At 34.6% G+C, this 24,715-nt stretch carries 38 protein-coding genes and 2 tRNA genes; 37 read left to right on the top strand and 3 right to left on the bottom strand.

Annotated elements, in window-relative coordinates; all coding sequences use genetic code 11:
- Nucleotides 1-55: 55 nt before the first annotated feature.
- The gene (locus tag ABWU48_RS04275; RefSeq protein WP_010962761.1) at nt 56-550 is read right to left on the bottom strand and encodes a hypothetical protein; all 495 of its coding nucleotides are present in this window, start codon (nt 548-550) and stop codon (nt 56-58) included.
- A 205-nt stretch (nt 551-755) separates the two neighbouring features.
- On the opposite strand from ABWU48_RS04275, the gene carA reads away from it, so the two are divergent.
- The 36 genes from carA (at nt 756) to ABWU48_RS04095 (ending at nt 21,704) form a co-directional block, all read left to right on the top strand.
- A complete protein-coding gene (carA, locus tag ABWU48_RS04270; protein ID WP_264373989.1) occupies nt 756-1,955 on the top strand; it encodes a glutamine-hydrolyzing carbamoyl-phosphate synthase small subunit in 1,200 nt (399 codons plus the stop codon).
- A 114-nt stretch (nt 1,956-2,069) separates the two neighbouring features.
- Nucleotides 2,070-2,152 (top strand) — tRNA-Tyr (locus ABWU48_RS04265).
- A 4-nt stretch (nt 2,153-2,156) separates the two neighbouring features.
- A tRNA-Gly gene (locus ABWU48_RS04260) sits at nt 2,157-2,227 on the top strand.
- Between the two features lie 78 nt (nt 2,228-2,305).
- Entirely contained in the window at nt 2,306-3,478 is a 1,173-nt protein-coding gene (gene tuf, locus ABWU48_RS04255) for an elongation factor Tu (protein ID WP_010962759.1), read from the top strand.
- A gap of 14 nt (nt 3,479-3,492) precedes the next feature.
- Complete coding sequence (gene rpsJ / locus ABWU48_RS04250; protein WP_012673184.1) at nt 3,493-3,813, top strand: 30S ribosomal protein S10; 321 nt, start codon at nt 3,493-3,495, stop codon at nt 3,811-3,813.
- Between the two features lie 9 nt (nt 3,814-3,822).
- On the top strand, nt 3,823-4,545 hold the full coding sequence (rplC, locus tag ABWU48_RS04245) for a 50S ribosomal protein L3 (protein ID WP_353288277.1): 723 nt from the start codon (nt 3,823-3,825) through the stop codon (nt 4,543-4,545).
- Nucleotides 4,546-4,547: 2 nt separating this feature from the next.
- Nucleotides 4,548-5,162, top strand: a complete 615-nt coding sequence (rplD, locus tag ABWU48_RS04240) for a 50S ribosomal protein L4 (RefSeq protein WP_012673183.1) — start codon at nt 4,548-4,550, stop codon at nt 5,160-5,162.
- Nucleotides 5,159-5,446 carry a 50S ribosomal protein L23 gene (locus ABWU48_RS04235; RefSeq protein ID WP_209473095.1) on the top strand — a complete coding sequence of 96 codons (288 nt, stop codon included), beginning with the start codon at nt 5,159-5,161 and terminating at the stop codon, nt 5,444-5,446. The genes rplD and ABWU48_RS04235 overlap by 4 nt, the downstream gene beginning before the upstream one ends.
- Before the next feature lies 1 nt (nt 5,447).
- On the top strand, nt 5,448-6,272 hold the full coding sequence (gene rplB / locus ABWU48_RS04230; protein WP_015589143.1) for a 50S ribosomal protein L2: 825 nt from the start codon (nt 5,448-5,450) through the stop codon (nt 6,270-6,272).
- Between the two features lie 3 nt (nt 6,273-6,275).
- A complete protein-coding gene (rpsS, locus tag ABWU48_RS04225; RefSeq protein WP_006279181.1) occupies nt 6,276-6,560 on the top strand; it encodes a 30S ribosomal protein S19 in 285 nt (94 codons plus the stop codon).
- Between the two features lie 5 nt (nt 6,561-6,565).
- A complete protein-coding gene (gene rplV, locus ABWU48_RS04220; RefSeq protein WP_007549821.1) occupies nt 6,566-6,913 on the top strand; it encodes a 50S ribosomal protein L22 in 348 nt (115 codons plus the stop codon).
- 39 nt (nt 6,914-6,952) lie between these two features.
- Nucleotides 6,953-7,567: a 30S ribosomal protein S3 gene (gene rpsC / locus ABWU48_RS04215; RefSeq protein WP_010962753.1), complete on the top strand. Its 615-nt coding sequence runs from the start codon at nt 6,953-6,955 to the stop codon at nt 7,565-7,567.
- Between the two features lie 14 nt (nt 7,568-7,581).
- Nucleotides 7,582-7,995 (top strand): 50S ribosomal protein L16, encoded by a 414-nt coding sequence (gene rplP, locus ABWU48_RS04210; RefSeq protein ID WP_010962752.1) that lies wholly within the window; start codon nt 7,582-7,584, stop codon nt 7,993-7,995.
- Nucleotides 7,996-8,006: 11 nt separating this feature from the next.
- Nucleotides 8,007-8,210, top strand: coding sequence for a 50S ribosomal protein L29 (rpmC, locus tag ABWU48_RS04205; protein WP_006279350.1), 204 nt, complete (start codon nt 8,007-8,009; stop codon nt 8,208-8,210).
- Nucleotides 8,203-8,439 carry a 30S ribosomal protein S17 gene (rpsQ, locus tag ABWU48_RS04200; RefSeq protein ID WP_007549925.1) on the top strand — a complete coding sequence of 79 codons (237 nt, stop codon included), beginning with the start codon at nt 8,203-8,205 and terminating at the stop codon, nt 8,437-8,439. The genes rpmC and rpsQ overlap by 8 nt, the downstream gene beginning before the upstream one ends.
- 13 nt (nt 8,440-8,452) lie before the next feature.
- The gene (gene rplN / locus ABWU48_RS04195) at nt 8,453-8,812 is read left to right on the top strand and encodes a 50S ribosomal protein L14 (RefSeq protein ID WP_006279348.1); all 360 of its coding nucleotides are present in this window, start codon (nt 8,453-8,455) and stop codon (nt 8,810-8,812) included.
- Nucleotides 8,812-9,129, top strand: a complete 318-nt coding sequence (gene rplX, locus ABWU48_RS04190; RefSeq protein WP_190321301.1) for a 50S ribosomal protein L24 — start codon at nt 8,812-8,814, stop codon at nt 9,127-9,129. Before rplN ends, rplX begins: the two co-directional genes overlap by 1 nt.
- Nucleotides 9,130-9,135: 6 nt before the next feature.
- Nucleotides 9,136-9,669: a 50S ribosomal protein L5 gene (gene rplE, locus ABWU48_RS04185; protein WP_010962750.1), complete on the top strand. Its 534-nt coding sequence runs from the start codon at nt 9,136-9,138 to the stop codon at nt 9,667-9,669.
- 16 nt (nt 9,670-9,685) lie between these two features.
- Complete coding sequence (gene rpsN, locus ABWU48_RS04180; RefSeq protein ID WP_006279345.1) at nt 9,686-9,994, top strand: 30S ribosomal protein S14; 309 nt, start codon at nt 9,686-9,688, stop codon at nt 9,992-9,994.
- A gap of 21 nt (nt 9,995-10,015) precedes the next feature.
- Complete coding sequence (gene rpsH, locus ABWU48_RS04175) at nt 10,016-10,411, top strand: 30S ribosomal protein S8 (RefSeq protein ID WP_007551150.1); 396 nt, start codon at nt 10,016-10,018, stop codon at nt 10,409-10,411.
- A gap of 16 nt (nt 10,412-10,427) precedes the next feature.
- Nucleotides 10,428-10,973, top strand: a complete 546-nt coding sequence (gene rplF, locus ABWU48_RS04170; protein WP_007551152.1) for a 50S ribosomal protein L6 — start codon at nt 10,428-10,430, stop codon at nt 10,971-10,973.
- Between the two features lie 5 nt (nt 10,974-10,978).
- Nucleotides 10,979-11,350, top strand: a complete 372-nt coding sequence (gene rplR, locus ABWU48_RS04165; protein WP_006279867.1) for a 50S ribosomal protein L18 — start codon at nt 10,979-10,981, stop codon at nt 11,348-11,350.
- 12 nt (nt 11,351-11,362) lie between these two features.
- Entirely contained in the window at nt 11,363-11,875 is a 513-nt protein-coding gene (gene rpsE / locus ABWU48_RS04160) for a 30S ribosomal protein S5 (RefSeq protein ID WP_010962748.1), read from the top strand.
- A gap of 3 nt (nt 11,876-11,878) precedes the next feature.
- Entirely contained in the window at nt 11,879-12,349 is a 471-nt protein-coding gene (gene rplO / locus ABWU48_RS04155; RefSeq protein WP_006279863.1) for a 50S ribosomal protein L15, read from the top strand.
- 3 nt (nt 12,350-12,352) lie between these two features.
- Complete coding sequence (secY, locus tag ABWU48_RS04150) at nt 12,353-13,681, top strand: preprotein translocase subunit SecY (RefSeq protein ID WP_010962747.1); 1,329 nt, start codon at nt 12,353-12,355, stop codon at nt 13,679-13,681.
- A complete protein-coding gene (locus ABWU48_RS04145) occupies nt 13,678-14,319 on the top strand; it encodes an adenylate kinase family protein (protein ID WP_007550178.1) in 642 nt (213 codons plus the stop codon). Before secY ends, ABWU48_RS04145 begins: the two co-directional genes overlap by 4 nt.
- Nucleotides 14,320-14,378: 59 nt before the next feature.
- A complete protein-coding gene (rpsM, locus tag ABWU48_RS04140) occupies nt 14,379-14,747 on the top strand; it encodes a 30S ribosomal protein S13 (protein WP_010962745.1) in 369 nt (122 codons plus the stop codon).
- A 24-nt stretch (nt 14,748-14,771) separates the two neighbouring features.
- Nucleotides 14,772-15,158: a 30S ribosomal protein S11 gene (gene rpsK / locus ABWU48_RS04135; RefSeq protein ID WP_015589137.1), complete on the top strand. Its 387-nt coding sequence runs from the start codon at nt 14,772-14,774 to the stop codon at nt 15,156-15,158.
- 21 nt (nt 15,159-15,179) lie between these two features.
- Nucleotides 15,180-16,247 carry a DNA-directed RNA polymerase subunit alpha gene (locus ABWU48_RS04130; protein WP_353288276.1) on the top strand — a complete coding sequence of 356 codons (1,068 nt, stop codon included), beginning with the start codon at nt 15,180-15,182 and terminating at the stop codon, nt 16,245-16,247.
- 7 nt (nt 16,248-16,254) lie between these two features.
- A complete protein-coding gene (gene rplQ, locus ABWU48_RS04125; protein ID WP_007550873.1) occupies nt 16,255-16,683 on the top strand; it encodes a 50S ribosomal protein L17 in 429 nt (142 codons plus the stop codon).
- Between the two features lie 23 nt (nt 16,684-16,706).
- Nucleotides 16,707-17,057: a YraN family protein gene (locus ABWU48_RS04120; protein ID WP_012673177.1), complete on the top strand. Its 351-nt coding sequence runs from the start codon at nt 16,707-16,709 to the stop codon at nt 17,055-17,057.
- 41 nt (nt 17,058-17,098) lie between these two features.
- Nucleotides 17,099-17,659 carry an ATP synthase F1 subunit delta gene (atpH, locus tag ABWU48_RS04115; RefSeq protein WP_010962742.1) on the top strand — a complete coding sequence of 187 codons (561 nt, stop codon included), beginning with the start codon at nt 17,099-17,101 and terminating at the stop codon, nt 17,657-17,659.
- Nucleotides 17,656-19,197 (top strand): F0F1 ATP synthase subunit alpha, encoded by a 1,542-nt coding sequence (gene atpA / locus ABWU48_RS04110; protein ID WP_182320407.1) that lies wholly within the window; start codon nt 17,656-17,658, stop codon nt 19,195-19,197. Before atpH ends, atpA begins: the two co-directional genes overlap by 4 nt.
- 9 nt (nt 19,198-19,206) lie before the next feature.
- Nucleotides 19,207-19,701 carry a transcription elongation factor GreA gene (gene greA / locus ABWU48_RS04105; protein ID WP_007549342.1) on the top strand — a complete coding sequence of 165 codons (495 nt, stop codon included), beginning with the start codon at nt 19,207-19,209 and terminating at the stop codon, nt 19,699-19,701.
- 6 nt (nt 19,702-19,707) lie between these two features.
- A complete protein-coding gene (gene ribB / locus ABWU48_RS04100) occupies nt 19,708-20,352 on the top strand; it encodes a 3,4-dihydroxy-2-butanone-4-phosphate synthase (RefSeq protein ID WP_353288275.1) in 645 nt (214 codons plus the stop codon).
- A 71-nt stretch (nt 20,353-20,423) separates the two neighbouring features.
- Nucleotides 20,424-21,704: a M48 family metalloprotease gene (locus tag ABWU48_RS04095; protein WP_174515763.1), complete on the top strand. Its 1,281-nt coding sequence runs from the start codon at nt 20,424-20,426 to the stop codon at nt 21,702-21,704.
- A 27-nt stretch (nt 21,705-21,731) separates the two neighbouring features.
- On the opposite strand, the gene ABWU48_RS04090 is transcribed toward ABWU48_RS04095, so the two are convergent.
- A complete protein-coding gene (locus tag ABWU48_RS04090) occupies nt 21,732-22,061 on the bottom strand; it encodes a TrbC/VirB2 family protein (RefSeq protein WP_155968336.1) in 330 nt (109 codons plus the stop codon).
- A gap of 88 nt (nt 22,062-22,149) precedes the next feature.
- Nucleotides 22,150-22,884 carry a 3-oxoacyl-[acyl-carrier-protein] reductase gene (fabG, locus tag ABWU48_RS04085; protein WP_015589136.1) on the bottom strand — a complete coding sequence of 245 codons (735 nt, stop codon included), beginning with the start codon at nt 22,882-22,884 and terminating at the stop codon, nt 22,150-22,152.
- 266 nt (nt 22,885-23,150) lie between these two features.
- Between fabG and ABWU48_RS04080 the strand changes: the two genes are divergently transcribed.
- The gene (locus tag ABWU48_RS04080; protein ID WP_174516815.1) at nt 23,151-24,671 is read left to right on the top strand and encodes an HlyD family type I secretion periplasmic adaptor subunit; all 1,521 of its coding nucleotides are present in this window, start codon (nt 23,151-23,153) and stop codon (nt 24,669-24,671) included.
- The last annotated feature ends 44 nt before the right edge of the window (nt 24,672-24,715 follow it).

The following is a 24,715-nucleotide window of genomic DNA, read 5'->3' as shown; positions in this document are numbered from 1 at the left end:
ATTAATCGCTTTATATAATGCTACTTGTAACACTTATGCCCTGAACGGAGACAGTTTAGGCTGTTATGCCTGGCGGCTTTGTTGGAATAAGTTTTTCAACACTGCTAACAATAAAATTGATTGTATCGTCAGCTACCTTATCGAATTTATCATTTATCTCTTTTCCTATTTCTTGATTTTTAACATATTCGTGTAGAGCTAAAGCAGTTATAGCTGCACATGCTGCAATTAAGCCAGTTTGTGCTATAATGAATAGTGATAATCCTCCTACGAATATAGATGTTAATCCAATAGCCAGGTTTATAATTTTACTTTGTGTTGTTTGTTGCGTCGCTTGGCTTTGATCTGCCTGTTTATCCTCTAAAGCATTCGATATTGTTTTTAAGGCAACTTTTATCGCTATTGCTGCAACTGAAACCATAATTAGCCCTATAGCTATTTTTGCTAAAAGAAGAATCGACGGTAGCATCATTACAAATAATAGCGCGCCAATTCCTCCAGCTAACCACTTCTCATTTATTTTTTTTGATTGATTTGTACCAGTGTTCATTATTACCCTCCACTTTACTTATGATTTACCTATATCTAATACGAAATATGAAGGTAGTCAACTATATATTTTATATGAAAGATTGTATTAAAAGTTTTTCATGTTATTTTTTGCTGCTTCGTGGTTAAATTTGGAATTTTAGAAAGAGTTACGTATTATTTGAAATTCTTGTATACTGTTTTGAATCAGTTAAATAGATAATGAAGTGCAGGACGCAGTTTTAATTTTACAAGATGGCAAGTGCTTTTGGGGAAAATCAGTAGGTAAAAAAGGCAAATGCATAGGTGAGGTCTGTTTTACCACTGGTATGACCGGTTATCAGCATACTATAACTGATCCTTCTTTTGCCGATCAAATTATAACGTTCACTTTTCCTCATATTGGTAACGTTGGAATAAACCATAAGGATAATGAAGGAAAGAAAATTTTTGCAAGTGGTGTGGTTATGCGTGAACTTTCTTCTATGTCCCACCCTTCTTCATATATCAGTTTAAATGATTGGTTAGAGAAAAATAACGTGATTGGGATATCAGGAGTTGATACTAGAGCTTTAACGAGACATTTGAGAGAACATGGATCTCAAAATGGAATGATATGCTCATCGAGTAAGGCGCATGCATTAGACAAATTGAAGGAATACAAACCTGTAAATGGGATAGAAATAACTAATAAGGTTAGTTTAAATAACAGTTTTGAAAATAATAGACTAGCGGAGCACTTTGTCATCCAAGTAGCTGACTACTCGGATCCAGCAAAAAATATATGGATTCCAGTGTCACGCACTGGAATGACATCAGATAGAGCTATTGACCTTAATGCAAAATATAGGATTGTAATCGTTGATTTTGGCGTAAAAATCAGTATAGTTTCACGCTTAATAGAACTTGGTTGTACAGTTGAATTAATCAGACCAAGCACAGGTTTTGCTCAAAAAGTGTTGAGTATGAATCCAGATGGTATAGTGCTTTCAAATGGTCCTGGTGATCCGCAAGAAATAGGAGAAAGTGTAGTTTCAGAAATAGACATTATTATAAAATCTAAAATACCAATTTTTGGCATATGCATGGGCCATCAATTACTTGCGATTACTTTGGGGGCAAAGACCATCAAGATGGATATAGGTCACCGAGGGAGTAACCATCCAGTTTATGATGTAATTAGTGGAAAAGTTGAGATCACTAGCCAAAATCATGGTTTTGTTGTTGATTCAGCTTCTCTTCCAAGTAATGTTGAAATTACTCACATTTCTCTATTTGATAATAGTGTAGAGGGAATAATGATGAAGGATTACCTAGTCTTTTCTGTGCAATATCATCCAGAAGAAGCGCCAGGTACGCATGATTCGCATTATTTGTTTAGGCGTTTTATTGGCAATATTGTGTTATATAAAATGAAATCTGCATGATTTTAATCAGGGTAGGTTTTATTGCTTGATTTTTTAATTTTAGGCGTTTAGTATTAAATACAATAAGAGCTTAAGTTAAGATGCTAAAATAGTATTCTCTTAACAAATTTTTGCGGAGGAGTGACCGAGTGGTTAAAGGTAACAGACTGTAAATCTGTCCGCGTGAGCGTACGTAGGTTCGAATCCTACCTCCTCCATTGTGCGGGTATAGCTCAATGGTAGAGCTCTAGCCTTCCAAGCTAGTGACGTGGGTTCGATTCCCACTATCCGCTCTTTTTTTTGTTGTATTTTTATAAAATCAACATATTATTTATTGATGTATTTGTATTTTAGGTAGAAAAGTTTAAATTATGACAGCAATAGTGGAAGCATTTGGAAAGCCGCATGTAAATGTGGGAACAATAGGACATGTGGATCATGGGAAGACGACGTTAACAGCGGCGATAACGAAGCATTATGGAAATTTTGTAGCGTACGATCAGATAGATAAAGCGCCAGAAGAAAGGAAGAGGGGGATAACGATAGCAACAGCGCATGTTGAGTATCAGACGGAAAAAAGGCATTATGCACACGTTGATTGTCCTGGACACGCTGACTATGTAAAGAACATGATAGTAGGTGCAGCACAGATGGATGCGGCGATATTGGTAGTGTCGGGGGTTGATGGGCCAATGCCACAAACGAGAGAGCATATATTGCTGGCGAAGCAGGTAGGTGTTGGATATATCGTGGTGTATATAAATAAAGCTGATGTTGCTGATGCTGATATGATAGATTTAGTAGAAATGGAAGTGAGGGAATTACTGAGTAAATACGGATTTCCAGGGGATGAAGTGCCTGTGGTGGTTGGTTCAGCGCTCAAGGCGCTGGAGGATGACAGCAGCGAATATGGAAAGAAATCAATAGATAAATTGATGGAAAAGTTAGATGAATATGTAGCGGTTCCACCAAGGCCTGTGGATTTACCATTTTTATTGCCAATCGAAGATGTATTTTCGATATCGGGGCGAGGAACAGTGGTAACAGGAAGAATAGAGAAGGGAGAGATAAAGACGGGAGAAGAGATAGAGATAATAGGTCTGAAAGCGACGCAAAAGACGATATGCACAGGTGTTGAGATGTTTAAGAAGTTGCTGGATAAGGGAAGTGCAGGACTCAATGTAGGAATATTGTTAAGAGGAACAAAAAGAGAAGAAGTGGAGAGAGGGCAAGTATTAGCGAAACCGGGGACGATAACACCGCATAGAAAGTTTAAGGCGGAGGTTTATATATTAAAGAAAGAGGAAGGAGGAAGGCATACACCATTTTTTGCGAATTACCAGCCACAGTTTTATTTAAGGACAACGGATGTAACTGGGAGCATAAAATTGCTAGATGGGAAGGAGATGGTAATGCCAGGAGATAATGTGAGTGTAGAAGTAGAATTGCAAGTACCGATAGCAATGGATAAGGGATTGCGTTTTGCGATAAGAGAAGGCGGTAGAACTGTTGGTTCTGGTGTTGTTTCTGAAATTTTGGAGTGAGTGTAGTAACTAAGATGAAGCAAGATATATATATTAACATTAAGGCTTTCGATTGTTCTTTATTGGAGGAGTGTGTTCGAAAATTTGTTGATGAATTAAAGCGGTCCAGTGCAAAATTATCTGGTCCGATTGCGTTGCCAAGGAAAGATTCTAAATTTATTGTTAATAGATCTCCTCACGTTGATAAAAAATCTCGTGAACAGTTTGAAATGAGAACTTCTAGGCGTTTGATTGTTTTACATGATCTTACTCCTACTATGATGCAGATGCTTACAGGTTTATCTTTTTCTGCTGGCGTAGAAGTGGATTTAAAAGTCAAGGAAGTTAAGGTTTAGGAGAAGGAAATGAAGAGAATAAATTCGCTGAGGAGAATTGGTTTACTAATGATGAATATTGGTCATACTGCTATGTATTCTGACAATAGTCGCATGGCTGTAACTTTATTGCATCTCAGCGAAACTTATATTATTGATATAAAAGGACAAGATAAATGTGGCTATAATTCAGTCATTTTAGGCATAGGAGATTTTAAAAATATAGCAAAACCTCAGTTGGAATATTTAAAGAAAAAGGGTATAAATAATAAATGTAAGTTATACGAAAGTAGATTAAATGACCTGTCGGGAATAGAATGTGGTAAAAAAGTGGGAATCAATCATTTTGTGGTTGGTCAATATCTTGATATTACGGGTTATTCTATAGGTAAAGGATTTGCTGGTGTGATGAAGCGGCATAATTTCAGTGGGCTTAGGGCATCTCATGGTGTTTCTATTGCTCACAGATCACAAGGTTCCACTGGCCAATGTCAGGATCCTGGTAGAGTATTCAAAGGAAAGAAAATGGCTGGTCATTTAGGTAACAGCAGGATAACTGCACAAAATATGAAGATATTATCCATTGATCATGAAAATAGTATAATTGCTGTGAAGGGTAATAATGTTCCTGGGTTTAAAAATTCCTATGTTTTTGTAAGAGATGCAGTTAAAAAATCTTTACATAAAGATGTTCCTTTTCCGGTAGGTTTACTGTTAGATGTAAATGATGATGCTAGTAATTTGGTAAGTTAGTTATGGAATGTAATTTAGTTAATCTATCTAATGATAATGTAGGTACTGCTCAGCTCAATCCTTTGATATTTTCTGCTAAGCAAAAATTGAGTATTTTGCATGATATAGTGAGATGGCAATTAGCGAAGAGAAGAGCTGGTACTCATAAAACAAAAGGTATTAGTGATGTCTCTGGTACAACAGCTAAACCTTATGGTCAAAAACGTACCGGTAGGGCAAGACAAGGGAGCTTGCGATCTCCTCAATTTAGAGGTGGTGGGATTATTTTCGGCCCTGTTGTGAGGAGTCATACTTATTCTCTTAATAAGAAGGTACGCAAATTTGGTTTAAAAATTGCTTTATCTCTAAAGTATTTAAATAATCAAGTAATTATTCTGGATAATTTAAATATTGATGTGAAGAAAACGTCTGAAATGTGTAAATGTATTAAAAATTTTAAATTTTCTTCCTTTTTGATAGTTGGTGATTATGGAGATGATTTGTTGCGTGCGGCTAAAAACTTGCACTATGTAGACTTAATCAAACCTATTGGGTTAAATGTTTTTGATATATTGAATCACGAATGCGTGATGTTGACAAAGGATACTTTAAAGCATCTTGAAGGTAGATTGTTATGATCAAATATAATAATATAATAAAATCTCCTATAATTACAGAAAAGGCCTCTTTTTTGAGGGAGAAGTTTAATAAATATTCTTTGTATGTTTTTGTAAATGTAAATAAGCGTCAAATAAAGTTGGCAATAGAGTCTCTATTTGATGTTAAAATTTCTTCTATAAATGTTGTTAGAATTAAGCCTAAATATAGGCGTTTTAGGGGTGTAGTTGGTTGTGAAAAACAGAAAAAGAAAGTTTATTTTTCTTTGATGGATGGTCAAAAATTAGATATAATGAGCGTTTAGTATGGGTATGAAATTTTTTAATCCTGTTACTCCGTCTTCTCGTGGGACTGTGTTAGTAAGTAAAGTTGGTTTATCAAAAGATGAGCCAGAAAAGTCTCTTACATCCGGTAAAAAGTCCAGTGGTGGAAGAAATAATCATGGTAGAATTACAACTCGTCATAGGGGTGGTGGTCACAAAAAGAAGTATAGAGTGATAGATTTTAAGCGTAATAGAAGTGGTCAAGGTATAGTTGAAAAAATAGAGTATGACCCAAATAGAAGTGGGTTTTTGGCGTTAATATCATATAAGGAAGATGATATTAAGTCTTATATATTAGCTCCTCAAGGTATGAAGCCAGGTGATGTTGTTACAGCTGGGAATGATGCTGATATTTTGCCAGGGAATTGTTTACTACTCAAGCATATACCTGTTGGTTCTTTCGTTCATAATGTTGAGCTGAAGCCAGGTAATGGTGCTGCGATTGCTAGAGCTGCTGGTTGTTATGCACAAATCGTTGGTCGTGATGGCCAATATGTTTTATTACGACTCAGGTCTGGTCAAATTAGGTTGATTTTATCTTCTTGCAAGGCTACTATTGGTGTAGTATCTAACCCTGACCATAAGAATAGAAAGTTGGGTAAAGCTGGGAGAAGTAGGTGGCTTGGGATTAGACCTACTGTACGTGGAGTTGCAATGAATCCAGTTGACCATCCTCATGGAGGCGGGGAAGGAAAAACCTCTGGTGGTCGTCATCCTGTTACTCCTTGGGGTGTTGCAACAAAAGGAAAGAAAACTCGAAGGAGAAATAAATCTAGTGATAAGTATATAAAACAATTGAAAGGTTAGTTTATGAGTAGATCTGCATGGAAGCCTCCTTTTTGTCATCCTTCTATATTAAAGTCGGTGAATAATGCTTTAAACAAGGGGTTTGTTAACATGGCTATAAAAGTTCATTCCAGGGCTTCTGTAATTCTTCCTAATTGTTTAGGTTTAAAGTTTGCTGTTTATAATGGTAAGGATTACATTCCTGTGAATGTTAATGATCAGAATATGATAGGTCATAAGTTTGGTGAGTTTTCACCCACTCGTAAATTTACTGGGCATAGTGGTGATAAAAAGGCGACAAGAAGGTAATTGATATGAAAAACAGAGATGTAATAGTTAAAGCTGGTTCTAGGGTTTTAAAATCAACTCCTCGTAAATTGAATTTGGTTGCTGGTTTAGTACGTAATAAAAAAGTTTCTTTTGCCACTGTGCAATTAAGATTTTGTGAAAAGAAAGCTGCAGGTCTTATAAGGAAGGTATTAAATTCTGCGATTGCTAATGCTCAAAATTATGGATTGGATATCGATAATTTATATATAAAAGAAATTTTAATAGGTAAGTCTCTTACTTTGCGTAGGGTATGTCCAAAAGCTATGGGTAGAGCTAATAGAGTTAGTAAACGTTATAGTAATATAACTGTAAAATTGGGGGAAATTATATGATTCATAAAAATAGAAAATTAATAAGGAAAGTGCAAAAATATGGGAAACGTTAATCCTAAAGGATTTAGGTTAAAAATAATTAATACTTGGTCATCTATTTGGTATGCTGAGAAGGGTTATAAACAAGGGTTGCATCAAGATTTATCTATTCGCAGTTATATAAATGAATCTTTTAAGCATGCTGGTGTTTCTAAAGTAATTATAGAGCGTACGATCGATTTGGTATCTGTAATAATACATTCTTCTAGACCTGGAGTGATAATAGGTAAGAAAGGCTCGGATATTGAGAAGATAAAGCAAAAGATAGCTGAAAAAGTAAAAAATAATGTGGAAGTGAATGTAGTAGGGGTTAAAAGGTCTGAAATAGATGCAGTTTTAATATCAAACAGCATTGCACAGCAGTTAGAAAAAAGGGTTTCATTTAGAAGAGCGATGAAAAAAGCTATTCAAAGTTGTTTGAGGATGGGTGCTAGAGGTATTAAAGTAAGTTGTTCTGGACGCCTTGGCGGAGCTGAGATAGCTCGTACTGAGTGGTATAAAGAAGGCCGTTTGCCTTTGCATACTTTACGTGCTAATATAGATTATGCTTTTGCTGAAGCAAAAACTATATATGGCATCATAGGAGTTAAGGTCTGGGTTTATATTGGTAACTAATTAGGTATATTGAAATGTTTATTCCTAAAAAAAGTAAATATAAAAAAGTATTTAAAGGACGAATTAAGGGTAACACGAAAGGTGGTAGCACATTATCTTTTGGAGATTATGGTCTAAAGGCTATGGAAGCAGGTAGGATTCAATCTAAGCATATTGAAACTGCAAGGCGTGTAATATCTAGAACATTAAAACGCTCTGGTAAAGTGTGGATAAGAATTTTTCCTGATACCCCTGTTAGTAAAAAGCCGGCGGATGTGCGTATGGGTAAAGGGAAAGGTAGTGTTGAGTTTTGGGTATTTAAAGCTAAGCCCGGTAGAATGTTGTTTGAAATTAGCAGTGATGTTCCCATGCATTTAGCAAGATTGGCGCTTGAAAAGGCAACTGCTAAGCTTCCTATGAAGTGTAAATTTGTATCTAATCATAATTAAATGGAGTTGCAATGGATATAGCTGACATTGAATCGAGGTCCTCGCAAGAATTGCATGAAATTCTTGTGAATTTGAGAAAAGAGTTTGTTAATTTGGTTTTTCAAAAGAAGCTGGGCCAGTGCAACAATATTTCGCGTTTTAGCTTAATAAGAAAGAGCATAGCTCGTATTTTAACTACATTAAATAAAAGAAGAAGAGAGGAAAAGAATGCCTAAAAAGGTTTTTTGTGGTACTGTAACTAAGGCTAAGTGTGATAAGACTGTAAAGGTTTCGGTATTACAAGTGTATAAGGATGAGCTGTATAAAAAGGTTATAAAAAAATACAAGAAGTATACAGCACATGATGAGAATAATAGTTGTAAAGAAGGGGACAAGGTTTTAATACAAGAACACAAGCCTATTTCTACTACTAAAAAATGGGTTATTGTTAATAGCTCACATTGAATAGGATATTTATATGATTCAAAAAAATACATTGTTGGAAGTAGCTGATAATTCTGGCGCGCGTGCAGTGCTTTGTATTGGTTTATTGGGTGGTAGAAAGTCTGCATCTATAGGTGACACAGTTATTGTATCTACTAAATCTATTACTCCAAGAGGGAAAGTTGAGAAGGGAAAAGTATATAGAGCAGTTGTGGTGAGGGTGAAAAGCCCTATTAGGAAATCTGATGGTTCTGTAATTCGTTTTTCTAGCAATGCTGTAGTTTTGATTAACGATCAAGGTGAACCACTTGGCACTCGGGTGTTTGGTCCGGTAAAAAAGTTATCATCTGGTTCTTTTATGAAGATAATGTCATTAGCTGTTGAGGTTTTATAATGAGTGCTAAAATAAAAAGTGGTGACGACGTTATAGTTTTAACTGGTAAAGATAAGGGAAAAATTGGTAAGGTAATCAAAGTTATAGCACGTGATGCTAAAAAGAAAGTAATTGTTTCTGGAGTGAATGTGCATAAGAGACATACTAAACCAAAAGCTGGTAGTAGTGGTGATATATTAAATAAAGAGTTAGCTATTGATATATCCAACGTTGCAACATTGGACCCTAAATATAAAACTCCAACTAGAGTGGGGTTTAAGGTTATAGACGGTAGAAAAGTGCGTTTTGCAAAAGTTTCTGGAGAAGTGATAGATTAGGTTGATATGTTTAAAGAATTGTATAAAGATAGCATAGTAAAGTCCTTGAAGGATAAGTTTAATTACGGCAATATAATGCAAGTGCCTAAACTTGTCAAGGTGTGTATCAATATGGGCGTTGGAGATGCTGCTACAGATAGTAAAGCAATAAATGAACCACTTGATAGCCTATATTTGATTGCTGGGCAGAAGCCTTTATCAACTTTTGCAAAAAAATCTATTTCTGGCTTCAAGATCAGAAAAGGTGCTACAGTAGGTTGCAAAGTAACTTTGCGTAGAGATAAAATGTATGAGTTTTTAGAAAGATTGATATATATTGCTTTGCCAAGGGAAAAAGATTTTAGAGGATTTAGTGTGAAGCAATTTGACGGTAATGGTAATTTTTCCTTTGGTATAAAGGAACATATCTCGTTTTTAGAAATAGACTATGATAAAATAAGTAAAATTAGAGGTATGGATATTAATATTATAACAAGTGCAGTTAGTGATAAGGAAGCAAAGGAATTATTACTGGCTCTTAAATTTCCTTTTTTTGATTAATTGAGAGGAGAAATATATGGCAAAAAAATCTATGATAGAAAGAAATCTTCGCAGAATAAAGTTGTGCGATCAATATAAAGAAAAAAGAGAAAAATTGAAATCTATAATAAATAATAAGAATTTGTCTATTGTAGAAAGGTTTACAGCTCAAAATAAATTAATTAAAAAATTGCCTAGAAATTCTTCTAAAACCAAAATTAGAAATAGGTGTGCTTTAACTGGGAGACCAAGAGGAGTATATAGAAAATTTGGTTTATGTAGAATTGTTTTGCGTGATTTATGTTCTTTTGGGCAAATTCCAGGAGTTACAAAGTCTAGTTGGTAAATATAATATAAGGAGTATATTGTGGCGTTATCTGATAGTATTGGTGATTTTTTAACAAGGATACGTAATGCTCAATTGGCAATGCATAGGGCAACAAGGGTACTATTTTCTAAGATGAATTCTTCTATATTGGAGATTTTAAAAGAGGAAGGGTATATCCTTGATTATGAAAAGCAAGTTGTAGATAATTTACCTTCTTTCATTGTAAAATTGAAGTATTATGAGAAGTCACCTGTAATTAGTGACATAGTTAGGGTGTCAAAGCCTGGTTGTCGTCGTTATTCTAAGTATAAGGACATTTCTAAAGCATATAATGGTCTTGGTATTTTTATTATATCGACACCCAAAGGAGTGATGACTGATTATAATGCACATAAATTAAAGGTTGGTGGAGAAGTTTTGTGTCGTGTGTTTTAAATAATAGGAGAAATTCATGTCTCGTATAGGTGCTGCTCCTATCAATATTCCTGCTGGTGTTTCAGTTGAATATAATAATGGTAGTATGTTAATAAAGAGTGCTAAGGCTGAAAAGGAAGTTAGCTTGATCAGGGATGTTGTGTGTCAGATTATTGATAATCAGCTATTGCTTTCTGTTGATCAAGATAAAGATAATTATGATAAAATAAAGCCTATGTGGGGCACTTATAGGAGTAATATTAATAATATCATTAACGGCATGGTTGATGGTTTTTCTGTTAATCTTGAGATTAACGGTGTGGGATATAAGGCAGAGTGTGATGGTAAGTATTTGACTTTATATCTTGGTTATAGCCATAATGTTAAATATAAAGTGCCTAAAGATGTTGAGATTAAGTGCATAAAGCCAACTCACTTAGTAGTTAGTGGTATGGATAAGCAGAAGGTCTATATGGTGGCGTCTGATATATGCAAAATTAGAAAATATGATCCTTATAAAGGTAAGGGTGTTGTAATAAAAGGCAAATTTATGCTGCGTAAGGTTGTAAGTAAAAAGAAGTAATAAAAATGAAAAGATCGTATAATTTTTTAAGTAATTCTGAAAAAAGGAAGTTACGTAATAGAGCGAAGCTTGACAAGAGCGCTGAACGTTTACGTATATCCATATTTAAATCTAATAGGCATTTTTATGTCCAGTTAATTAATGATGTAAAAGGAATAACTCTCACTTCAGCTTCTACTTTGGATGCTAAAATTAAGGATGTATGTAAAGGGAAAGTCAACGCTGAAACTATAAAACAGGTTTCTTCTTTAATGGTTGAGCGTCTGTCTGGCATGAAATTAGAGCAGCAGCTTACGTTTGATCGTGGAGCGTATAAATACACAGGATTAGTTTCTCAATTTGCTGAGGCTTTAAGAAGTTCTGGATTTGAATTTTAGAAGGTTTTGAATATGGCTATAAAGAATTTACAAAATAATAATGATTTATCAGAGCTTTTAGTTTCGGTACGAAGAGTGACAACGGTTACCAAAGGTGGTAGAAGATTTTCATTTTCAATTTTGGTTGTTGTTGGCGATGAGAAGGGTAGGGTAGGGTGTGGAATAGGTAAGCACGCAGAAGTTGCTGAAGCAAGAGTCAAAGCTGTAAATGCTGCAAAGAAATCAATGATTAGAGTGTACTTGCGTGAAGGTAGAACTTTGCATCATGATATTAAAGCTAAATTTTGTTCTGGTGAGATAGTTTTAAGAACCGCAAGAGCCGGAACAGGTATTATTGCTGGTGGAGCGATTAGATCAGTTTTTGAGGTGTTAGGTATAAAGGATGTGGTAGCTAAATCCACTAGATCAAATAATCCTCATAACGTTATATGTGCGGTGTTTAAGGCTTTTGATAGTATGTTATCTCCTCGTCAGGTAGCAAGCAAAAGAGGCAAAAAGATTAGCGAGATAGTTGGAAACAGGTAAAGTATGAATAATGCTGTAAAATTAAACTCTATATTTACTAAATTATCTAAGAAAAAGAAGCCTAAGTTGCTGGGTAGAGGTATCGGTTGTGGTAAAGGTAAAACATCCGGTAGAGGGCATAAAGGGCAGAAGGCTAGAAGTGGAGTTTCTATAAATGGTTTTGAGGGTGGACAACAGTCTATATATACTCGTTTGCCTAAAAGAGGTTTTAAGCCTATACGTAGGAGCATATACTCTATAATTAATGTTGGCGATATACAGCGCTTAATGGAAGCTAAAAAAATAGTGAAAGACTCTGTTATAGATAAGGAGAGGCTGTATAAATTAGGTTTTATAAAGTCTATTAAGGATAAAATTAAACTTCTTAATAAAGGTAAGTTGAGCGAAAAATTTGTGTTTCATGTTGATTTTGCGTCAGAAGCTGCAAAAAAATCTGTAGCTTCAGTTGGTGGTAGTGTGGAAATACTATCGTAAGTCATGGGCAATAAATCAGCATTTAATAGCTTGGATCCTACGTTGTTATATAAAGGCGATTTATTAAAGCGTATATTTTTTACGCTAATAGCTTTAATTTGCTATCGCTTGGGTACTTATGTGCCTATTCCTGGAATTAATCTTGATGTAATTAATGATATATTTCCCAAAGATGGCTCAGGCGTTTTTGGAGTATTTAATTTATTTTCTGGTGGTGCATTGGCTAGAATGACAATTCTAGCATTGAACGTTATGCCATATATAATGGCTTCTATCATTATTCAGTTACTTTCTTCTGCGATTAAAGGAATGAAGGAAGTTAAGAATGATGGAGAGTCAGGCCGTAGAAAGATGAATTCTTATATACGCTATCTGACCATAGTAATTTGTGTATTTCAATCAATTCCAATTTTGGTTGGATTGGAAGGGATGAATAGGGAAGGGGTATTGGTTGTAATCGAACCTGGTGTTATGTTTCGTACAATAGGTGTTTTCAGCCTTTTAGGTGGAACTATGCTTTTAATATGGCTTGGTGAACGAATCAGCGCTAGCGGTATAGGCAATGGTATCTCATTAATCATTTTCACGGGTATAATATCAGAGTTACACAGCGCTTTGTCATCTTTGTTAACGTTAAATAAAAACGGTAGCGTATCGTTATTTATTATCCTTTTTGTTTTGGTATTGTTTTTTTTGCTGCTACTCTTAGTCATTTTTGTAGAGTCTTCTTATAGAAAGGTTATTGTTCAACATCCTAAAAAGCAATTTAAAAGATTACATAATGACGATTTTACTTATATTCCATTGAAGATTAATTTATCTGGTGTAGTACCAACCATTTTTGCTAATGCAATTTTATTGACACCTATTTCAATTGCAAATTTCTATAAGGGGCACGCTTTTTCTGATTTTATTTTGAATTACTTTATGGCAAATAAAGTAGTATATATTGTAGCCTATTTGGTGCTGATAGTATTTTTTAATTTTTTCTATACCAATTTTATATTTAATCCAGAGGAAAACGCAGATTTTCTTAAAAAAAATGGTGGTTTTATACCTGGTAGAAGGCCTGGGAAACATACTTCTGATTACCTTCAAGATATAGTTTTTAAGTTGACATTCATTGGCTCTGCGTATTTGGTAGTCATATGTACTGTACCTGAAGTTATGAGATATTATTATGATATACCATTTATTTTTGGTGGGACGAGCTTACTGATTATAGTGAACGTTATTACTGATACTATTATGCAAATACAATCTTATATTTTTTCAAATAGGTACGACAACTGGATAAAGAAATATGAGTCTAAAACGAGGAAAGTAAGATGATCATTACGATTTTTGGTCCTCCAGGTTCTGGTAAAGGTACTCAGTCAAGCTTGTTAATAGCAAAATATAATTTAAAATTAATTTCAGTAGGGGATTTATTAAGGAATATTATATCTAGCAGTAGTGAGTTAGGTAAAAAAATAAAGGGTACCGTGGAATCTGGTAATTTAATTCAAGATGAAATTATATGTGGATTATTACGTGACCAGCTTGCATTAGTGGATGATAATTGCTTATTAGATGGTTTTCCGAGAAATTTAAACCAGGCTCATTTTTTGACTCAAGTTTTGCAAGAAAAATATAATAGGGATGTTGACATTGTAGTTGAGCTGCAGCTTGACGATAATATTGCAATCGATAGGTTAAAAAATCGTCTCGCGTGTTTGGACTGTAAAAGCATATATAGTGTATCTTCTTTTAAGAGTACTACTTGTGCTAAATGTAAAAGTACGAGGTTAGAGAAAAGAATTGATGATGCTGATATGTCTGCAATTAATAAGAGAATAAGTGAATATCACCTTCAAATGAAAGGTTTACGCGAGTATTATAAAGGCAAATTATTAACAATTGACGCTAATTTGAGTGTTGATGAGGTAACGCAAGAGATTGAAAGTAAAATTTCTTGTAATTTGGTTTGACTCTGAGTTGTTTTATGGTATAAATTAAGAGTTGTTATTAATAAAGTATCGAGGTACCAGTGGCACGTATTGCAGGCATAAATATTCCAGTGAGGAAATGTGTTCCTTTTGCATTAACTTATATATATGGTATAGGTATTGCTACTGCGAATGTAATTTGTCACGCTTGCGAAGTTGATAAGCGCAAACGTGTTTCAGAATTACGAGATGAAGATATAGAAAAGATCAGCGGTTTCATTAGACAAAATTATGTTATAGAAGGTGAGCTCAGAAAAGAAGTGGCTATGAACATAAAATCTTTAGTGGAAATGGGATGCTATAGAGGGGTGAGACATAGAAAAGGTTTACCTGTGAGAGGGCAAAGGACTCATACTAATGCTAAGACTCGTAAAGGTAGATCTCGGTTGCCTATTGCTGGGAAAAAATAAAATTTATTATTATTGTGAGTTTTAATGAAAAAAGTCAAAACGGTTAGTAAGAGTAAGAAGGAGTTTATTACTGGTGTTGTCCATATTCGTGCAACTTTTAATAATACTTTTGTAAATGTAACTGATGTTCATGGTAATACGCTATGTCAAACTTCTGTGGGTGCATGTGGTTTTTCAGGTTCGAGAAAATCCACACCTTATGCTGCAGGTAAGGCTGCGGAGTCTGCTGCGAAGAACGCAATGGAGAGATTTGGTATGAAGGTTGTCTCTGTAATAATTCGCGGCCCTGGCTTTGGTACCGAAGCTGCGGTTAAAGCACTTCAGAGCTGTGGGTTGACTGTGACTTCAATTGCAGATAAAACCGCAATTCCTCATAATGGGTGCAGGTTAAGAAAAAAAAGAAGAGTATAGGATATTTGAAAAGGTTGTTTTATGTATTATAATAATGATGTTTCTCTCTGTAGCAATTTAGATAAATTGATTAAACCTAGTTCAGTTAAGGTAATATCAGATGATTCAAGTGAAAAAAGTGATATAGTGCTAGAACCGTTGGAAAGTGGTTTTGCTTTAACATTAGGCAATGCATTAAGACGTGTAATGTTATCTTCTCTTAAAGGTAGTGCTGTTTATGGAATAAAAATTGAAGGTGTAACTCATGAGTTCACTTTAATTCAAGGGGTGAGAGAAGACGTAACTGATATAGTATTAAATATGGGTATGTTGAGGTGTAAATTAAATGGTGCTTCTAATAAATGCTTAAATTTAAACGCTAAAGGGCCTTGCCAGGTATTAGCTGGGATGATAGAAACTGATGATCAATGCTCTATTGTTAATAAAGATTTGTTAATATGTACGCTGGGGCAAAATGTGGAGCTTAACATGACCATATATGTGGCTAGCGGAAAAGGTTATCTTCCTGTAACTAAATATAAAGAAAATGAACTTTTGAAGCTTATGAGTGAACAGGATTTAATTGGTTTTATTCCAGTTAATGCTTTGTATAGCCCTGTCAACAGGGTTTCGTACAGGGTAGAGAACAGTCGTGTTGGCCAAGTGACTGATAAGGATAAGCTGATATTGTCAATTGAAACTGATGGTACAATTTCTCCGAGTCAAGCTGTTGACTCTGCTGCAAGAATATTACAGGAGCAACTTCAGCCCTTTATTAGTTCTGATGTAAGTTATAAAAAATCGCAGGTTTCTTCGTCTAGTGGTGCTAAAGATTTGGGTTATGACCCTGTCTTATTGCGTAAGGTAGATGAAATGGAATTATCTGTCAGGTCTCATAACTGTCTGAAAAACGAAAACATCACTTATATAGGTGATCTTGTACAAAAGACAGAAGGTGAAATGTTAAGAACTGCTAATTTTGGCAGAAAGTCTTTGAATGAGATTAAGGCAGTTTTGACTAATTTTGGCTTGTCTTTGGGTATGAATGTGCTAAACTGGCCACCTAAGGATATAGATGAGTTGGCTAAACAACATACTGATGAAGATTAGGTGATATATGAAACATGGAATAAAAAAACGTAAACTATCTCGTTGTACTGAACATAGATTATCGACGTTAAAGAATCTATCTATCTCATTAATTAACCATGAGCAGATTGTAACTACTTTACCAAAAGCTAAGGAACTTCGTCCATATGTCGAAAAGTTTATTACAATTGCTAAGAATAAGAATACTTTACATGGTAGAAGACTTTTGCTTTCACGCCTTCATAATAGTAAGTTAGCAGTTGATAAGTTATTAAACGTCTTAGCCAGCCGTTATCAAGATCGTAAAGGTGGGTATTCTAGAATAATAAAATTTAGCACTCGAAAGGGTGATTGCGCTTCAATGGCAGTGATAGAACTGGTTGATAGGGATATTGCAGCAAGAGGTAAGGTTTATAGTAAAAATAAAGAAGGAGGCAAAGTAGTTACACAAAGTTAATTGTTATCATAATTGTTCTTCTTGTGGTAAGTAGGTTACGCTACTTTGTAGGTTACTTTGGCGAGTTATTAGTTTTAGTATATTTAAAACTGAAATGGTATAATGTTATAAAACGCCGTTACCGTTGTAAGTTCGGTGAAATTGACTTAATTGTATCTAAAAAAAAGGAGCTGATTTTTATAGAAGTTAAAACAAGTTTACTTGGAAAAGAAATACCGATATCTCATCTTCAATGTCAGTCTATTATAAATTCTTCTAAGTATTTCTTAAGTAAAAACCTTAGTTTTTTAGATTATTCAGTCAGATATGATTTATATTTTCTTTCCTTAAAGAGAAGACCTGTTTATATAAAAAATGCTTGGATTGAAGAATGAAAGATTTGTAGCTGAATTAATTTAGATTTACTGGATTTAATATGAAAAAGACCCAATACAATAATTTAGTTTCATCTTACGCTAGAGTGCTATTTCATGTCTCAGGAAGCAGGTTAGGTATTATAAGGAAAGAAGTAGAATTTTTGTTGGCTTTTTTTAAGGATCAACGTGATGTTTTTGTGTACCTATCTCATCCTATGATTTCTTTTGCACACAAAAAAGAAGTGATGCTTTCTATAAATGAGCACTTGAGTGAGAATTTAGTAAAATTTATTATGGTTATATTTGCAAATAAACGCTCTAGTTTATTGATCCTTATATTAGAAAAATTCTTAAGTCTTGCAAGAGAAAATGAAAATGAATTCGAAATTACTATAAAGTCAGCAGAAACTTTAAAGGAATCTGATATAAAAATAATTACTGAATCTTTGAGCTTTCTTGGTAAAATAATAAAAGTAAGCAATGTGGTTGACCCTTCTATACTAGGTGGCTTCGTAGTTAGGTATGGTTTTAATTTGATCGATGCTTCGCTAAAAAGTTACTTGGATAGGTTAGTTGACTTAAGTAAAATGGAAATATTAAAAGTAAGGAATTTTGTATGAAGAACAGTATGAATGTTTCTGAGATAGCAAGTATAATAAGAGAAAAGGTTGAGACGTTTGATAATCCTATAAAGCGGGAAAATATAGGTGAAGTAATTTCAGTAACAGATGGTATCGCATTGGTTTATGGGCTGGAAAAAGCAAAATTCGGTGAAAAGGTATTTTTTGCAAGTGGTGTAGAAGGAATAGTTCTCGATTTAGATCATAATACGGCTGGAATAGTTGTGCTTGGTAATGACCGTGATGTGAAAGAAGGGGACGTTGTAAAATGTAGTGGTGATGTTGTGCAGGTGCCTGTAGGGCATGAATTGTTAGGGAGAGTTGTAAATGCGTTGGGCCATCCTATGGACGACGGTGGGGAAATTAGAGCCAAAAACAGAATGGATATAGAATCTAAAGCGCCAGGCATTATTGATCGTAAGTCTGTGCATGAGCCACTGCAAACAGGAATTAAAATTATAGATTTGCTAATTCCAATAGGTAGAGGGCAGCGTGAATTAATTATTGGTGATAGACAAATTGGTAAAACTACTATTGCGCTTGATACTATTATCAATCAGAAGAAGATTAACGATGAGGTAAACGAAAATCAAAAAGTTTACTGTGTTTATGTTGCTATTGGGCAAAAAATTTCAACAGTAGCAAAAGTGGTAAATAAGCTGAAAGAAAGCGGAGCATTAGAGTATACAACTGTAGTTGTGGCTAGTGCATCTGACTGCGCGCCTATGCAATTTTTAGCACCTTATGCTGGTTGCACTATTGGGGAATTTTTCCGTGACAATGGAATGCATTGTTTGATTATATATGATGATTTATCTAAGCATGCTGTGGCATATAGGCAGATGTCTTTATTGCTCAGACGTCCTCCTGGTCGTGAAGCTTACCCTGGAGATATATTCTATGTACATTCTCGCTTGCTTGAAAGAGCTGCTAAAATGTCTGATAAAAAAGGGCAGGGTTCTTTAACTGCTTTGCCAATTGTCGAAACTCAAGCTGGTGATGTATCTGCATATGTGCCAACAAATGTTATTTCAATTACCGATGGGCAGATCTTTCTTGAGTCTGAATTATTTTATAAAGGATTTCGACCTGCAGTAAATATAGGTTTGTCAGTTTCACGGGTTGGTTCTGCTGCACAACTAAAGTCTGTGAAGAAAGTTGCTGGTTCTATAAAGCTAAGCTTAGCTCAGTATAGAGAATTAGAAGATTTCGCAAAATTTGGTTCTGATCTTGATGCTAGTGTTCAATTATCCTTGAATAAGGGTAAATATCTTGTCGAGTTATTAAAGCAAAAACAACATTTACCTATGTCAATAGAAGAGCAAGTAGTGCTGATGTATATTTTTTCTAACCTATATAATCAGTTAAGTAAAATACAAATAAGTTACATTAATAAATTTGAACATGATCTTATTAATTATTTTCATACTGTACACCCTGGGGTTTTAAAAAAGTTGTCAAATGACATGAGTGATGATATAAAAGGTGATATTTTTAACATTGTGAGTAATTTCGTTACTCAATTTAATTGCGTTTAGGTGGTGATTATGGCTTCATCCATTATTAATAAATTTCCTATGACGAGGGAAGGTTTTGAGAATATGCAAGCCGAACTTGAAAAATTAAAGGAAGAAAAACCTTCTGTGATACAGGCTATTTCTGATGCTCGTGATCAAGGTGATTTGTCTGAAAACGCAGAGTATCATGCAGCACGGGAAAGGTTAGGTTTTATTGAAGGCCGTATAATGGAGATAGAAAGTAAGCTCTCACATGCGGAAGTAATAGAAGTAAAAAATTTGTCTGGTGATTCAGTAATGTTTGGTGCAACTGTGACATTAAGCATGTTAAGTGATAATAACGGTGAAGTGGAATATGTTTATAAGGTTGTAGGCGAATATGAAGCTGATGTTTCAAAGCAGTTAATATCTACTAGTTCACCACTTGGGAGTGCCTTAATCGGCAAAAAAGTCGGTGAATATGTGGAAGTGACAGTGCCAAATGGAGAGAAATTGTATAAAATAGTTAAGATTGAATTTAAGTAAATTATTATGGTACAGGCCACTTATGCTTCAATGAGTCTACCAGGTATTTCTTCTGTGGAAGATGTATTAGAGGATGCTCGTTCCGGTAAATTATTCATTTTAGTTGATGATGAAAATAGAGAAAATGAAGGCGATTTGATTGTCTTAGCTGAGAAAATAAAGCCGGAACATATGGCTTTTATGGTTAGGTATGGTACAGGGGTTGTTTGCTTAGCAATGACTAAATTTCACATGAAAAGGTTGGGCCTTAATTTCATGGAAAAGAAAAATATTGGTGAAAATCATACCGCATTTACTACATCAATTGATGCACGTTATGGCATTACAACCGGTGTTTCAGCAGAGGATAGAACGAAAACTATACATGCTGCTATCAACAAGGATGGTACTCAGGATGACATCATAACTCCAGGTCATGTTTTTCCTGTAATTGCACATAAAGGTGGGGTGGCACAACGTGCTGGTCATACTGAAGCGAGTGTTGAAATGGCGAAGTTAGTAGGGTTTGATCATTCAGCAGTTATTTGTGAATTAGTGAATGATGGTGGCTCTATGATGCGCTTACCTCAGTTACTTAAATTTGCTGAACAACATAAAATTAAGTTAACTACCATCGACAAACTTATCAGTTACGTTAAAAATTTAAACTAGCGTTTATAAATTTGTATAATTTAAGTGTTAAAATATAGAATTTCTATAAATTATACAAGCACAGAATTTTCATGTTTAGAGTTGCTAAGTTTTTGACCTTATTGTTCTTTTTTGCATATTGTAATAATGCTTACTCTATTAACATTATTAGAGATAGTGAAGTGGAAGCAATAGTGAAAGAGCTAGCGCAACCTTTATTTTCTGCTGCGGATATTGATCATGAGCAAATAAAAGTTTTTATAATTAATGACAATTCGATTAATGCTTTTGTAATTAACAATAACAGTATTTTCATTCATTTAGGACTTTTACAATATTCGGCTAAACCTTATGTCCTGCTTGGTATATTAGCACATGAGATTGCTCACATATCTGCTGGTCATATATTGCAAATGAGTAGTGCTATGGGTTATTTTCAATCGATAGCAATGATTAGTTATATGGTAGGATTAGTTTCTAGTATTATCATTAACCCTCAGGTTGCTGGTGCAATTTTGCTTAGTGGTGTAGCGTTTAGTTCAAGGCTATTTTTTAACTATTCTCAAGAGCAAGAAAGTGTAGCAGATAGCTATGCTTTAAGGTATCTTGATGAATCTGGCTATGATAATTCAGGTATGAAAGAGATTTTTGATTATTTTAAAAGTATTGAGCATGAGAACACCGAGGAATATTTCCGCACTCACCCACTTAGTGAGAAACGTATATTTGCTGTACAAAATTATAAGGTTAAAAACAACGTAAAACCAATTTTTGCGGATAAGTTACTAAAGTTTGAGCGTGTGGTTGCCAAGCTAGACTCTTTCTTTGCTCCTATTCATGTGTTATCTAATAAATATGAAAATAATTCTGAGTATGTAAATGCTATAGTTTGCTATAGGCAAGGAAAGATAGAAGAGGCTATTGCTAAAGTTAATTCATTGATTCAAGAGTCACGCAATGACCCATACCTATATGAATTAAAAGCAGAAATGCTATACAAGGCCGGAAATTTAAGTGAAGCAATAAAAATGTATGAGGAATCGCTTAGGTATTTATCTGAGAAAAACAGTTATTTAGTGAAACTTGCATTATCTCATACTTTATTATTACACGGTGATGCAAAAAAGGCGATTTTTTACCTGGAGCAGATTTTGAATGTAGAACCAGATAACGCTTTTGTCTGGAAGTATTTAAGCATTGCATATAAATGTGAAGCTGATACGGCAATGCATTATTTTGCCTTGACAAAAAAGGCTTGTATTGAAGGTGATTTAAAGCAATTTACAAAATATGCTGAGCTAGCTGTTAAAACTTTACCAAAAGATAGCCCTTATTTGTTGCAAGTTGAAGATATGAAGCGGTTTAATGGATAACAAAAAAGCATTTCTGCACTTTTTGGATTATTTTTGTCCACACTTTTCCAACATAGTTTTTGCTTCATCGCTTACGTTGGGCATAATTTTCGTTATGATAGTTTTAGCGCCAAAAAATACACCACAGAACATGCCAAGAGCAAAGAGGGCTGGCCACGGCATCCTGCCAAATATTGCAAGCAAAGCTGCACCAATTATTACTACCGTCATAAGTGGACCGCCTATCCCCCAAACATAACCAATAATATTGCATATTACTTTAGTTGTGTCATCCATATCAGGGTCAGCTGCATAACCTGAGAAAGAGAAAAGCAATACTACGCAAAAAACACTAAAAAATTCCATTATAGAGCTCATTTTTTTGCCTCTAAGTAATAAATTAACCTAAACCTACACATTTTTTATTTTAAAGTAAAAATTATAATTTGTCCATACATAAGTGTTGCTACATAAATAACCCACCATTAATATTGAGCACATGCCCTGTTATATATTTTGCTTCATCACTTGCTAAAAACAAGACCCCTGCTGCTATTTCTTCCCCTGTTCCCATTCTTTTCATTGGAATATTATCTAATATTTTTCCCTTTTGTCCTTCATTTAAAACTTCAGTCATTTTAGTATCTATAAACCCAGGAGCAATACAATTTACTGTTATATTACGACTTGCAACTTCTTTTGCTATGGATTTGCTCATAGCTATTATTCCAGCTTTAGACGCCGCATAATTTGCTTGCCCGGCGTTTCCTGTCAGCCCTATTATTGAGGAAATATTTATAATTCTTCCCCAATTATTCTTAATTAGTTTTCTGCATGCTTCTCTACTCAGCTTAAATGTAGAGCTCAAGTTAATATCAATTACTTTTTGCCATGCTTCATCTGTCATTCTCAATAATAAACTGTCTCGCGTAATACCCGCATTGCATACGAGCCCGTCAAAGCCTTCCATCAGCTCACTTGCTCTATTTATTAGTTGATTTACTTCCTCAGCATTTGATAAATCACAAGGGAGTACATGCATGTTTTTTTCATATTGTTTAGCAACTTCTTCGAGCACTTCTTTTTTTGTGCCAGAAATACATAAAGTTGCTCCGGCTTTGTGCATAATTTTTACAATTGCTTGCCCTATTCCGCCTGATGCGCCAGTAATCAGGAACTTTCTGCTTTCCAATTTAAGCATAATAACTTTATATTATCTTAATTCCTAACAGAATATTGACTAGTTGGCAATAGATTTCTTACATAATATAAGTAACTCAGATATTCACAAAATAAAGAAAAAGTTATAATAAAGTTAAACGTCAAAAAATTTTAAAAACATAGTTGATGCAGGAATTGTTACTAAATAGTTTATTCTGGTGCTCTACAGTCTAAATGGAATGCTTAAATTATAGATTCTTTGTTTTTGTGTGTTATCTTGAGTTAACACAAATTCACAGTAGTATTATGATAAGTAAGTTAAAAAAGCTTAGCGCTGGATTTTCTTTGACAGGCTTGATTGGCCATGGTGATAATATAAATATGCAAGGAGCAAAAAATAAAAAGAAGAAGTACCCAAAATTTTTGGATAAGACGTTTGCATTGATTGATGCAGTGATAAATTTTATTTTAAAACGCGAAAGTAATAACGTAAATGAAGTCCTGAAAGTAACATGGGGACCACTATTTTTTGGTCTGGTAGTAATACTCATCTTTTTTGGGATAGGTGGTATTTGGTCGGCTATAGCTCCAATTGACGGTGCGGTGCATGCAAGTGGAGAAGTTATTGTATCTTCAAATAGAAAAATAGTTCAACACTTGGGCGGAGGAATAATAAGCAAAATTTTAGTAAAAGAGGGTCAAGCAGTTAAAAAAGATGAGCCTCTAGTTTTGTTGAGTGATGTTAACGAGAAGGCGAATTTAAGTATCATCAAAGAGAAGCTCTTATCATTTTTAGCAACAGAAGCAAGGCTTCTTGCAATCAGAGTAGATTTGGACACGCTCGAGTTTCCTGATGAGGTTAAAAAATTATCTCACGATGAACTTGTAAATAAAGCGATAAAGAATCAAGTAAAGTTGTTCAACTCTCAGAGAAAGAGCATATTGGGAAAAACAGACATACTGCAACAACGTATAAAGCAGTTAAATGATGAATTAGCGGGGCTAAACTTTCAACTAAATGCAGCTCATAAGCAATATGACTTGATAACTGAGGAGTTGGAAACAAAAAGACAATTACTTGATAGTGGCCATATAAGCAAACCACACATTTTAGCTTTAGAAAAGCAGTTTGCTGAAATTGAAGGCAGAGTTGGACATTACCGTTCTGCAATATCTCAAGTGCAGCAAAAAATTGGAGAGAACGAATTAGAAATTATAAACGTGAGAAATGATTCTCAAGAAAGAGCAAACGCTGAACTTAAGGAAGTTAGTACGTCTATTGCAGACTTGAAAGAGAGACTGATGGTTGCTGAAGATTCATTAGCACGTACAATAATTAAATCGCCTCAAGATGGGATAGTCACAGATATAAGATACCATACTGAAGGTGGTGTTATACAATCTGGAGTTCCGATCATGAGCGTAGTGCCATCGGATGATGACCTAATAATAGATGCTAAAATTCAGACCAGAAACATAGAAGAGATACTGTCAGCACAAAAGAAAGATAGCAACATAGTCTCTATTGATGGGCTAGAAGGGCTAAAGGTTAAAGTTCGTTTAAGTGCTTACAGTGCACGTCGTTTAAGTTTAATTAATGGTATAGTAAGCAATATTTCTCCCGATGCCCTTGATGATCCAAGGCTAGGGCGTTATTATTCAGTACGTGTAGTGATACCAAAACCAGAGCTTGCTCAGTTTAAAAACGTATACCTATACCCTGGTATGCCAGCAGAAGTGTACATAGTTACTCAATCTCGTACTCTTTTATCATTCTTGTTTACGCCTATAATTGCAACAGTCGATAGGTCTTTTATAGAAAGGTAGCTCACTCGTTAAAGTAGTAGTGAAAGTGCCGTAATAAAATTTAG

The sequence above is a fragment of the Wolbachia endosymbiont (group A) of Tromatobia lineatoria genome (assembly GCF_964028565.1).
Classification (GTDB): Bacteria; Pseudomonadota; Alphaproteobacteria; order Rickettsiales; family Anaplasmataceae; genus Wolbachia; species Wolbachia pipientis.
Note: the sequence above shows the minus strand (reverse complement) of the source record. Positions and strands in the feature narration are given on the sequence as shown.

Bases quoted from the DNA above. Each gene is read 5' to 3' on its own strand.
- rplE (WP_010962750.1), top strand. From the start codon at position 9,136: ATGTTTAAAGAATTGTATAAAGATAGCATAGTAAAGTCCTTGAAGGAT.
- rpsK (WP_015589137.1), top strand. From the start codon at position 14,772: ATGAAAAAAGTCAAAACGGTTAGTAAGAGTAAGAAGGAGTTTATTACT.
- greA (WP_007549342.1), top strand. From the start codon at position 19,207: ATGGCTTCATCCATTATTAATAAATTTCCTATGACGAGGGAAGGTTTT.
- ABWU48_RS04095 (WP_174515763.1), top strand. From the start codon at position 20,424: ATGTTTAGAGTTGCTAAGTTTTTGACCTTATTGTTCTTTTTTGCATAT.
- rplB (WP_015589143.1), top strand. From the start codon at position 5,448: ATGGGTATGAAATTTTTTAATCCTGTTACTCCGTCTTCTCGTGGGACT.
- ABWU48_RS04145 (WP_007550178.1), top strand. From the start codon at position 13,678: ATGATCATTACGATTTTTGGTCCTCCAGGTTCTGGTAAAGGTACTCAG.
- rplP (WP_010962752.1), top strand. From the start codon at position 7,582: ATGTTTATTCCTAAAAAAAGTAAATATAAAAAAGTATTTAAAGGACGA.
- rplO (WP_006279863.1), top strand. From the start codon at position 11,879: ATGAATAATGCTGTAAAATTAAACTCTATATTTACTAAATTATCTAAG.
- rplD (WP_012673183.1), top strand. From the start codon at position 4,548: ATGGAATGTAATTTAGTTAATCTATCTAATGATAATGTAGGTACTGCT.
- rplV (WP_007549821.1), top strand. From the start codon at position 6,566: ATGAAAAACAGAGATGTAATAGTTAAAGCTGGTTCTAGGGTTTTAAAA.
- ABWU48_RS04090 (WP_155968336.1), bottom strand. From the start codon at position 22,061: ATGAGCTCTATAATGGAATTTTTTAGTGTTTTTTGCGTAGTATTGCTT.
- rpsN (WP_006279345.1), top strand. From the start codon at position 9,686: ATGGCAAAAAAATCTATGATAGAAAGAAATCTTCGCAGAATAAAGTTG.
- rplQ (WP_007550873.1), top strand. From the start codon at position 16,255: ATGAAACATGGAATAAAAAAACGTAAACTATCTCGTTGTACTGAACAT.
- rplN (WP_006279348.1), top strand. From the start codon at position 8,453: ATGATTCAAAAAAATACATTGTTGGAAGTAGCTGATAATTCTGGCGCG.
- secY (WP_010962747.1), top strand. From the start codon at position 12,353: ATGGGCAATAAATCAGCATTTAATAGCTTGGATCCTACGTTGTTATAT.
- ABWU48_RS04080 (WP_174516815.1), top strand. From the start codon at position 23,151: ATGATAAGTAAGTTAAAAAAGCTTAGCGCTGGATTTTCTTTGACAGGC.
- rplC (WP_353288277.1), top strand. From the start codon at position 3,823: ATGAAGAGAATAAATTCGCTGAGGAGAATTGGTTTACTAATGATGAAT.
- rpsE (WP_010962748.1), top strand. From the start codon at position 11,363: ATGGCTATAAAGAATTTACAAAATAATAATGATTTATCAGAGCTTTTA.
- rpsS (WP_006279181.1), top strand. From the start codon at position 6,276: ATGAGTAGATCTGCATGGAAGCCTCCTTTTTGTCATCCTTCTATATTA.
- ABWU48_RS04130 (WP_353288276.1), top strand. From the start codon at position 15,180: ATGTATTATAATAATGATGTTTCTCTCTGTAGCAATTTAGATAAATTG.
- rplF (WP_007551152.1), top strand. From the start codon at position 10,428: ATGTCTCGTATAGGTGCTGCTCCTATCAATATTCCTGCTGGTGTTTCA.
- atpH (WP_010962742.1), top strand. From the start codon at position 17,099: ATGAAAAAGACCCAATACAATAATTTAGTTTCATCTTACGCTAGAGTG.
- rplX (WP_190321301.1), top strand. From the start codon at position 8,812: ATGAGTGCTAAAATAAAAAGTGGTGACGACGTTATAGTTTTAACTGGT.
- ABWU48_RS04275 (WP_010962761.1), bottom strand. From the start codon at position 550: ATGAACACTGGTACAAATCAATCAAAAAAAATAAATGAGAAGTGGTTA.
- rpsC (WP_010962753.1), top strand. From the start codon at position 6,953: ATGGGAAACGTTAATCCTAAAGGATTTAGGTTAAAAATAATTAATACT.
- rpmC (WP_006279350.1), top strand. From the start codon at position 8,007: ATGGATATAGCTGACATTGAATCGAGGTCCTCGCAAGAATTGCATGAA.
- rpsJ (WP_012673184.1), top strand. From the start codon at position 3,493: ATGAAGCAAGATATATATATTAACATTAAGGCTTTCGATTGTTCTTTA.
- ABWU48_RS04235 (WP_209473095.1), top strand. From the start codon at position 5,159: ATGATCAAATATAATAATATAATAAAATCTCCTATAATTACAGAAAAG.
- tuf (WP_010962759.1), top strand. From the start codon at position 2,306: ATGACAGCAATAGTGGAAGCATTTGGAAAGCCGCATGTAAATGTGGGA.
- rplR (WP_006279867.1), top strand. From the start codon at position 10,979: ATGAAAAGATCGTATAATTTTTTAAGTAATTCTGAAAAAAGGAAGTTA.
- ribB (WP_353288275.1), top strand. From the start codon at position 19,708: ATGGTACAGGCCACTTATGCTTCAATGAGTCTACCAGGTATTTCTTCT.
- fabG (WP_015589136.1), bottom strand. From the start codon at position 22,884: ATGCTTAAATTGGAAAGCAGAAAGTTCCTGATTACTGGCGCATCAGGC.
- atpA (WP_182320407.1), top strand. From the start codon at position 17,656: ATGAAGAACAGTATGAATGTTTCTGAGATAGCAAGTATAATAAGAGAA.
- rpsQ (WP_007549925.1), top strand. From the start codon at position 8,203: ATGCCTAAAAAGGTTTTTTGTGGTACTGTAACTAAGGCTAAGTGTGAT.